A 7,972-nucleotide genomic window follows, 5' to 3' on the forward strand; every position below is an offset into this window, starting at 1 on the left:
TCGCGAGCAGGCTCGCTCCCACAATAGCTAGCGGGCTAACGGAGATCCAATGTGGGAGCGAGCTTGCTCGCGATGGCGGTGTCACAGTCAACAAAGATGTTGGATGTGCAGCGCCATCCAAGGGCCCGCCATCAGGCATCCGGCGTAATCACCGGCAACACGGTCTCCACGGCCAATCGTGCCAGTTCCGCATCCTCTTCGGCCTTCACCCCGGAAACCCCGATGGCACCAATGCACTCGCCATCGTGGCGGATGGTCACGCCACCTTCGAGCATGCCTTGCAAGTGCGGGGCGCTCAGGAAGGCCAGGCGACCGCCGTTGATCATGTCTTCGAAGACCTTGCTGTCACGCCGGCCCATGGCGGCGGTGCGGGCTTTTTCGGTAGCGATGTAGGCCGATAAGGGCGAGGCACCGTCCAGGCGCAGCAGCCCCAAGGGATGCCCGCCATCGTCTACCACGCAGACCGATACGGCCCATTGGCGCTGGTGAGCCAGCTCCTTCGCCGCCACCAGCAACTGAGCAACATCCTGCTCGGTGAGTACCGCTTTGGTTTTCATGAGTCACTCCGTGCTGTGCGATGAGTCCCGCCGACTAACGCCTGCGGGATTCGGATCATTGCGAGGATTATTCGCCGTAGATATCGAAATCGAAATACTTCTGGCGAATCCGGTCATAGGTGCCATTGGCGCGAATGGTTGCCAGGGCCTGGTTGAAACGGCTCGCCAGCGGATCGTTCTTGCGCACCGCGATGCCAATGCCCGTGCCGAAGTATTGTTCTTCGACGAAATTCGGGCCAACAAATTCAAAATCCTTGCCTTCCGGGCGCTTGAGCAAGCTTTCGTCGATCACCACCGAGCTGGCCATCGTCGCGTCCAGGCGGCCGCCCAGCAGGTCGAGGAAGATTTCGTTCTGCGAACCATAGCGGATTACTTCGGCGCCCGCCGGGGCAAATTTGTCGGTAACGTAACGATCGAAGTTGGTCGCCCGCTGCACGCCAATCCGCTTGCCCTTGAGCTGCGAGGGAATCTCGCTGATGCCGCTGCCCTTGCGAAACACCAGGCGGGCCGGGATGCGGTAGTAACGGTTGGTGAAGTCGACCGATTTCATGCGCTCCGGCGTGATCGACATGGAAGAAATCACCGCGTCGACCTTCTTCACCTTGAGTGCCGGGATCAAGCCGTCGAACTCCTGTTCTATCCAGTCGCAGCGAACCTTCATTTCGGCGCACAGGGCCTGGCCGATGTCGTAGTCAAAACCGACGATGGCGTTGTCCGGGGTTTTCGAGGCGAACGGTGGATAGGCCGCTTCGATGCCGATGCGCAACGAGTTTTCGGCGGCGTTCAGGTTGGCGCCGAACGCCAGCAACGAGACGAGGCCCAGCTTGAGTGCAATGCGTTTGATGTTCATTCATTAGCTCCGGATGCGATGTTATTGAGTTCGGACGCTCGGCGAAAAGTCGTCCGTTATGGCAGCAGCAATGTGAACAAGCGCGGGCGACGGCTCTGGTGGTCGTCTTGCCCGGTAACGGCAGGACAGCGGTCCGGCGTGCTACACCGCTGCGGTGACGATGAGTTCCAGCAGGATCTGCGGGTCATCGAAGGCCACTTGCGCGGTGGCCCGCGCCGGGGTGTTCGCGGGCTCGACCCAGTCGCTCCATAGCGCGTTCATCGCGGCGAAATCGCGGCCCATGTCCTTCATCCAGATCTGCACGCTGAGCAGGCGACGTTTGTCTGTGCCCGACGCGGCGAGCAATTCGTCGACCCGTTGCAACACCTGGCGGGTTTGGCCCTGGATGTCCTGGCTGCAGTCAGCGGCGACGATGCCGCTGAGCCAGGCCACGCCGTTGTGCACGACGCTGCGGCTCAGGCGCGGGTTGCTTTCGATTCGTTGGATGGTCATGACAGTTCCTCCAGTGAGTGGCTTTCGCCGGCCAGTTGGGCCAGCGTGATCGGTTTGAGGGGCGGACGAATGCGGTAGTAGCCCACCTCGGCGGGCGGCACGTGGCGATGGGCGGCGATGATCTGGGTGACACTCAAGCCGCACTGGCGGCCCTGGCACGGGCCCATGCCGCAACGGCCGAAGGCCTTGGTCTGGTTGGGACCCAAACAGCCCAGGTCGACATAGCGGCGGATATCACCGGCGCTGACTTCTTCACAGCGACACACCATCACGTCATCGGCCGGCACGCAGCTCTGTGCCGGGGGACGATAAAGTGCGTCGATCAAAGGGCGCGCGGCACGGGCGCGACCCAAGGCTTTTTGAATCAGACGCGTTCGGTTGCGTTGCCCGGCGATGGTAGCGGCGACGAGACGCCCTTCGAGCTGCGCAACCTGCGCGCCACCGATGGCGCCGCCGTCACCGGCGATATAAATGCCCGCGGCGCTGGTTTCGCCGACGCCATTGCGGCGCGGGACCCAGCACAGCTGCGACTCGCTCCAGTCATGTTCCAGGCGCAGTGACCGGCTGATCTGCGTATGAGGGACCACGCCCTGGTGCAATAAAATCAGTTCGGCGGACACTCGGTGATGCTGCCCGCCACTGACGAAGCTCAAGGCATTGGCGCGATCATTACCCTCGATGCGCAGGTTACCGGCACCTCGAAAATGGCGGATGCCGGCACGCTTCAGTTCAACCAGGAGCCCCGCGCCCTTGAGCAAGTCGCGCCAACCTCGCATCGCACCTGGAATTGTGCGCCAGGCCTTGAGCAGATCACGTCCCTGGCTGGTATCGACGAGCGCCTCGACGGCAACTCCTGCCCGCAAGTACTGCACCGCCAGCAAATACAGTAACGGACCGCAACCTGCCAGGACCACGGGACCCGCCGGGACCATGGCCGCGCTCTTGAGCAAAATCTGCCCCGCGCCGGCTGTCATGACGCCGGGCAAGGCCCAGCCGGGCATCGGCATGGGCCGTTCGAAGGCGCCCGTGGCGATCAGCAGATGGCGCCCTTGCAGGATTCGCGCACGGCCTTCGACCAAGTAGTGAACCTCTCGCTGCGGCGTGACTTGCCAGATCGCCGCGTTGGGCAGATAGCGAGCTCCGCATTGGCTGAAGTCGGCCGCCAACTTCGCTCCGGCGCTGTAATCGGCGCCCAGCACGGCACGGCTGCGGGCATCGGCTTGAAGCACCTGGCGATAGATCTGCCCGCCGGGGCTGGCCTGCTCATCCAGCACCGCCACCGACAATCCATGGGCCCGGGCCTCGAGCGCCGCGCTCATGCCGGCCGGTCCGGCACCGATAATGATCAGGTCGATCGCGACGTCACTCATCGCTCACCTCCCCAACCGGCACCAAAGCTGCGGCGCCGCATTGCCGACGCACGCGCATGCCCGCGCGCACGGGCACCAGGCAGGATTGGACGTTGGCCTGGCCATCCACCTGCACCAGGCATTCGAAGCACACGCCCATCATGCAATACGGTGCGGCGGGCCTGCCGCTGATAGCGCTTTCGCGGGTGTGACGGAGACCACTGGCGAGCAAGGCCGCCGCCAGGGACACCTTGTCCGGCACGCTCAACGGCTGGCCTTCGAATTCGATCGATACGTTCTGCTGCGCGGCGGCCAAAGACCGGAAAAGGCTGTCAGCCGACATGGTGCATCTCCATGGATGAATTGAAGCGGTGCAGGCCGAACGGCTTCACGGCGGGGTCATCGAATTCACCGGCCATCCAAGGGGCCAGGCGCAGGGCATGAGCGGCGGCCAACGTCACGCCGCTGTGGCAACTGACCACCGACAGCCCCGGGCAGCCCTGGGACATTTCGTAGATCGGAAACCCGTCGGCGCTCATCACCCGCAATGCGCCCCAGGCCCGCACCAAATGCACGTCCCCCAGCAGCGGAAAACACTGCACGGCGCGCCTGGCGATAGCGGCCATGACCTGGCTACCGGTGCCATCGTCGAAACCGGCTGATTCGTGGGAGTCACCCAACTGCACCGTGCCTTCGTCGGTCTGGCGAACATAGGTGGTGGGATAATGCAGAAAGGGCTTGAGGCGTTCGGTCACCAAAATCTGCCCGCGGTTCGGCTGTACAGGCACATCCAACCCAACCTGCTCGCCCAAGGCGCGATTGCCAAGGCCGGCGGCCAGGACAACCTGGCGGGCCGACCAACGCTGATCGCCTGTCCTTAATTGAAAACCCGTGTCATTCGGTTCGATGGCGTCGACGTGGTAGCCGTTGATCAATCTGACACCACGCGACTTGCACGCCGCGTAGAGCGAACGCAACAGTTTCAACGGGTTCACATGGCCGTCCATGGGCGAGAAGCAACCGCCCACCACATCGGACCCGATGCCCGGCAGACGGCTGCGCAATTGCGCCGAGTCCAGCAGCTCGTAGGGGTAGTCACCGTCAAGGGCCTCGCGCAGCCACCCCAGGCGCGCGGCTTCCTCGGCCATTTCCGTTTCGCTCAGGCACAGCTGGAAACCGCCCTGCTGGCGCAGATAAATATCGATCCCGGTATCGGCTTGCAGCGCTGCGGCGAAGCGTGGCCACAACGCCACCGATTCACGGGTCCATTGCGCATAAGGGCTCATGCCGTAGCCCTTGCCCTGAACCCAAAGCAGACCGAAGTTGCCCCGGGCGGCGCGGATGGCGTCGTCGCCCTCGTCGAGCACGCTTACCTGGCGTCCGAGCAAGGCCAGGCCATAAGCGATGGACATACCCACCAGGCCACCGCCTACGATGATCACATCAGTTTTTTGCATGGCTGCTCTTGGCTACGTATGGCCGTCACTTTTCAGCAAAACGCCGAATTAGCGGCCCTATGAGTTGATGACGCAAATCCTAGGGCGCTGACACGCCGCTGAAAAATGCTTTATTTTGGCCAGCTCATGTCTTTTTGTTATGGATGGATGACCCGTCATGAACCTTCGTCAGCTGGAAGCCTTTCGCGCGGTGATCCTGGGCCAGACCGTGACCCGCGCCGCCGAAATGCTGCATATCTCCCAGCCCGCCGCCACCCGACTGATTGCCAGCCTGGAAGAGGACATCGGTTTTTGCCTGTTCGACCGGGTCAAGGGCCGACTGCAACCCACCGCCGACGCCATGACGCTGTATCAGGAGGTGCAGCGCTCGCTATTGGGCGTGGAGCGGATCGCGCGCACCGCCCAGGACATCCGCAATCTGAAGCGCGGTTCGCTGCACATCGCCTGCGCGCCGGCCATGGGCCTGTCGTTCCTGCCACGGGCCATCGCCGCGTTCATGGCCGAGCATGACCAGGTGCAGATCACCCTGATGGTGCAGTCGTCGCGAGAAGTGGTGGATCTGATCGTCGGCCAACGCTGTGACCTGGGCCTGATCGTCCTGCCCAACACCTATCCCAGTCCCCGCGCCGAAAGATTGCTGGCCACGCGGATGCTCTGCGCCCTGCCCGTCGGCCATCGCCTGGAGACTCGCTCGACGATCCGGCCTGAAGATTTGCAGGGCGAGCCGTTCATTTCCTACCCCCAGTCCATTGGCTCTCGCCAGCACATCGACGCGATCTTCGCCGCCCACGGCGTGGAGCGTGAACTGCGGCTGGAGACGCAACTCTCCCAGCCGATGTGCACCTTCGTCGAACAGGGCCTCGGCGTGGCCCTGGTGGACGCGATCAGTGCCGTTGAGTACCGGGGCAACGGCATCGTCTTTCGCGCCTTCGAACCGGCGATTGAAATGGACTTCAGCATGCTGCTGCCGATCCAGGGACCGCTGTCGAAATTGCAGGCGAGTTTTTTGGCGCACATGCAGCGCTTCATCGAGGTGCAGGTGCCGGTGGCGTATCGCTTTTAGGTGGCCCAATGGATCCATTGAGAGCGGATAATCATCAGAAGATCCGCCAAAATCGTTGACAAGCAAATTAGTTAAGAGAGTTAATGGATCCACAGATAAAAACAAAACCAGCCTGGAGATCCGCTCATGTACCCCAAGAACACCTGGTACGTCGCCTGCACGCCTGATGAAATTGAGGAGAAGCCGCTGGGGCGGCAGATCTGTGGCGAGAAAATGGTTTTCTACCGCGGGCACGAAGGCAAGGTCGCCGCTGTCGAGGACTTCTGCCCGCACCGCGGCGCACCGCTCTCGCTGGGTTATGTCGAAAACGGCAACCTGGTGTGTGGCTATCATGGCTTGGTGATGGGGGGCGATGGCAGGACCGTCGAGATGCCTGGCCAGCGGGTACGCGGGTTTCCCTGCAACAAGACCTTTGCAGTGCAGGAGCGCCACGGGTTTATCTGGGTCTGGCCGGGTGAGCAGGCACTGGCCGACCCGGCGTTGATCCCCCACCTGGAGTGGGCCGAGAACGACGAATGGGCGTACGGCGGCGGCCTGTTCCACATTCACTGCGACTATCGCCTGATGATCGACAACCTGATGGACCTGACCCACGAAACCTACGTGCATGCGTCGAGCATCGGGCAGAAGGAAATCGACGAGGCGCCGCCAGTGACCACCGTCGAAGGCGACGAAGTGGTCACCGCCCGGCACATGGAAAACATCATGGCCCCACCGTTCTGGCGCATGGCGCTGCGTGGCAACAACCTGGCCGACGATGTGCCGGTGGAACGCTGGCAAATCTGCCGTTTCACCCCACCCAGCCATGTGTTGATCGAAGTCGGTGTGGCCCATGCCGGCAAGGGCGGCTATCACGCGGCGCCGCAGTTCAAGGCGTCGAGCATCGTGGTGGATTTCATTACCCCGGAAACCGAGACGTCCATCTGGTACTTCTGGGGCATGGCCCGGCACTTCCAGCCCCAGGACGAAGCGCTGACCGCCAGCATTCGCGAAGGCCAGGGCAGGATTTTCAGCGAAGACCTGGAAATGCTCGAACGCCAGCAGCGCAACCTGCTGGACCATCCGCAACGCAACCTGCTCAAGCTCAACATTGACGCCGGTGGCGTGCAATCGCGCCGGGTGCTGGAACGCTGGATCGCCCGGGAGCAGGAGCAAGAAGCGGCCCTGATCGCCAGCACCCGCCAGCCGCAACACGCGGAGCAACGGCCATGATCGAAGTTCAAGTCGCGGCGCGGCACGACGAAGCCCTGGACATCTGCAGCTACGAGCTGACACCTGTCGACGGCCAGCCACTCCCGGCCTTTACCGCCGGCGCCCATATCGATGTGCACTTGCCCGACGGGCTGATCCGCCAATATTCGCTGTGTAATCATCCTGAAGAACGGCATCGCTACCTCATCGGCGTGCTCAAGGATCCCGCGTCACGGGGCGGCTCGCGCAGCCTGCATGAGCAGATCCGGCCGGGCATGCGCCTGCTCATCAGCGAACCGCGCAACCTGTTCACCCTTGCCGCCGAAGCGCGGCGCAGCTTGCTGTTTGCCGGCGGGATCGGCATCACGCCGATCCTGTGCATGGCCGAACACCTGGCCCAGAGCGGTGCCGCATTTGCCCTGCATTATTGCGCCCGGTCCAGGGATCGCGCCGCTTTCGTCGAACGCTTGCAGCAATCGCCTTATGCCGACCGGGTTTTCCTGCACTTCGATGAAGACCCCGCCACGGCGCTGGATGCCGCTCGGGTCCTGGCGTCGCCCAGTGACGACCTGCACCTCTACGTGTGTGGCCCCGGCGGTTTCATGCAGCACATTCTCGACACCGCCAAGGCCCAAGGCTGGCGGGAACCCAACCTGCACCGGGAATACTTCTCCGCAGCCCCGACCGACACCCGCGCCGATGGCTGCTTTTCGGTCAAGCTTGCACGCAGCGGCCAGGTGTTCGAGATACCGGCGGACAGGACCGTGGTCCAGGTGCTGGAAAGCCATGGCGTCGAGATCCCGATCTCGTGCGAGCAAGGCGTCTGCGGCACCTGCCTGACCCGAGTGCTGGAAGGCGTGCCGGAGCATCGGGACATGTTCCTCACTGAAGCCGAGCAAGCCTGCAACGACCAGTTCACGCCGTGCTGTTCGAGGTCCAGGACGCCGTTGTTGGTGTTGGATGTCTGAGTCCGCAGCCCTCTACAAAACCCTGTGGGAGCGAGCTTGCTCGCG

At 62.9% G+C, this 7,972-nt stretch carries 9 protein-coding genes; 3 read left to right on the forward strand and 6 right to left on the reverse strand.

From position 1 onward, the window contains the following. Positions 1–131: 131 nt before the first annotated feature. The 6 genes from OC610_RS16445 to OC610_RS16470 form a co-directional block, all read right to left on the reverse strand. A complete protein-coding gene (locus OC610_RS16445; protein WP_030140658.1) occupies positions 132–557 on the reverse strand; it encodes a GlcG/HbpS family heme-binding protein in 426 nt (141 codons plus the stop codon). Between the two features lie 67 nt (positions 558–624). Continuing rightward, positions 625–1,401, reverse strand: a complete 777-nt coding sequence (locus tag OC610_RS16450; RefSeq protein WP_408636603.1) for an ABC transporter substrate-binding protein — start codon at positions 1,399–1,401, stop codon at positions 625–627. A gap of 147 nt (positions 1,402–1,548) precedes the next feature. Further along, complete coding sequence (locus OC610_RS16455) at positions 1,549–1,899, reverse strand: RidA family protein (protein ID WP_264429071.1); 351 nt, start codon at positions 1,897–1,899, stop codon at positions 1,549–1,551. Then, on the reverse strand, positions 1,896–3,269 hold the full coding sequence (locus OC610_RS16460; protein ID WP_264429072.1) for an FAD/NAD(P)-dependent oxidoreductase: 1,374 nt from the start codon (positions 3,267–3,269) through the stop codon (positions 1,896–1,898). Before OC610_RS16460 ends, OC610_RS16455 begins: the two co-directional genes overlap by 4 nt. Beyond that, positions 3,262–3,591, reverse strand: a complete 330-nt coding sequence (locus OC610_RS16465) for a (2Fe-2S)-binding protein (RefSeq protein WP_264429074.1) — start codon at positions 3,589–3,591, stop codon at positions 3,262–3,264. Before OC610_RS16465 ends, OC610_RS16460 begins: the two co-directional genes overlap by 8 nt. Continuing rightward, entirely contained in the window at positions 3,581–4,705 is a 1,125-nt protein-coding gene (locus OC610_RS16470) for an NAD(P)/FAD-dependent oxidoreductase (protein ID WP_264429076.1), read from the reverse strand. Before OC610_RS16470 ends, OC610_RS16465 begins: the two co-directional genes overlap by 11 nt. Before the next feature lie 157 nt (positions 4,706–4,862). Here OC610_RS16470 and OC610_RS16475 point away from each other — a divergent pair, with 157 nt between their 5' ends. The 3 genes from OC610_RS16475 (at position 4,863) to OC610_RS16485 (ending at position 7,927) form a co-directional block, all read left to right on the forward strand. Beyond that, the gene (locus tag OC610_RS16475; protein ID WP_264429077.1) at positions 4,863–5,768 is read left to right on the forward strand and encodes a LysR substrate-binding domain-containing protein; all 906 of its coding nucleotides are present in this window, start codon (positions 4,863–4,865) and stop codon (positions 5,766–5,768) included. 126 nt (positions 5,769–5,894) lie between these two features. Beyond that, positions 5,895–6,980, forward strand: coding sequence for an aromatic ring-hydroxylating oxygenase subunit alpha (locus OC610_RS16480; RefSeq protein ID WP_264429079.1), 1,086 nt, complete (start codon positions 5,895–5,897; stop codon positions 6,978–6,980). After that, positions 6,977–7,927 (forward strand): PDR/VanB family oxidoreductase, encoded by a 951-nt coding sequence (locus tag OC610_RS16485; protein ID WP_264429082.1) that lies wholly within the window; start codon positions 6,977–6,979, stop codon positions 7,925–7,927. The genes OC610_RS16480 and OC610_RS16485 overlap by 4 nt, the downstream gene beginning before the upstream one ends. Positions 7,928–7,972: the final 45 nt, after the last annotated feature.

This window comes from Pseudomonas agronomica (assembly GCF_025917275.1).
GTDB classification, from domain to species: domain Bacteria; phylum Pseudomonadota; class Gammaproteobacteria; order Pseudomonadales; family Pseudomonadaceae; genus Aquipseudomonas; species Aquipseudomonas agronomica.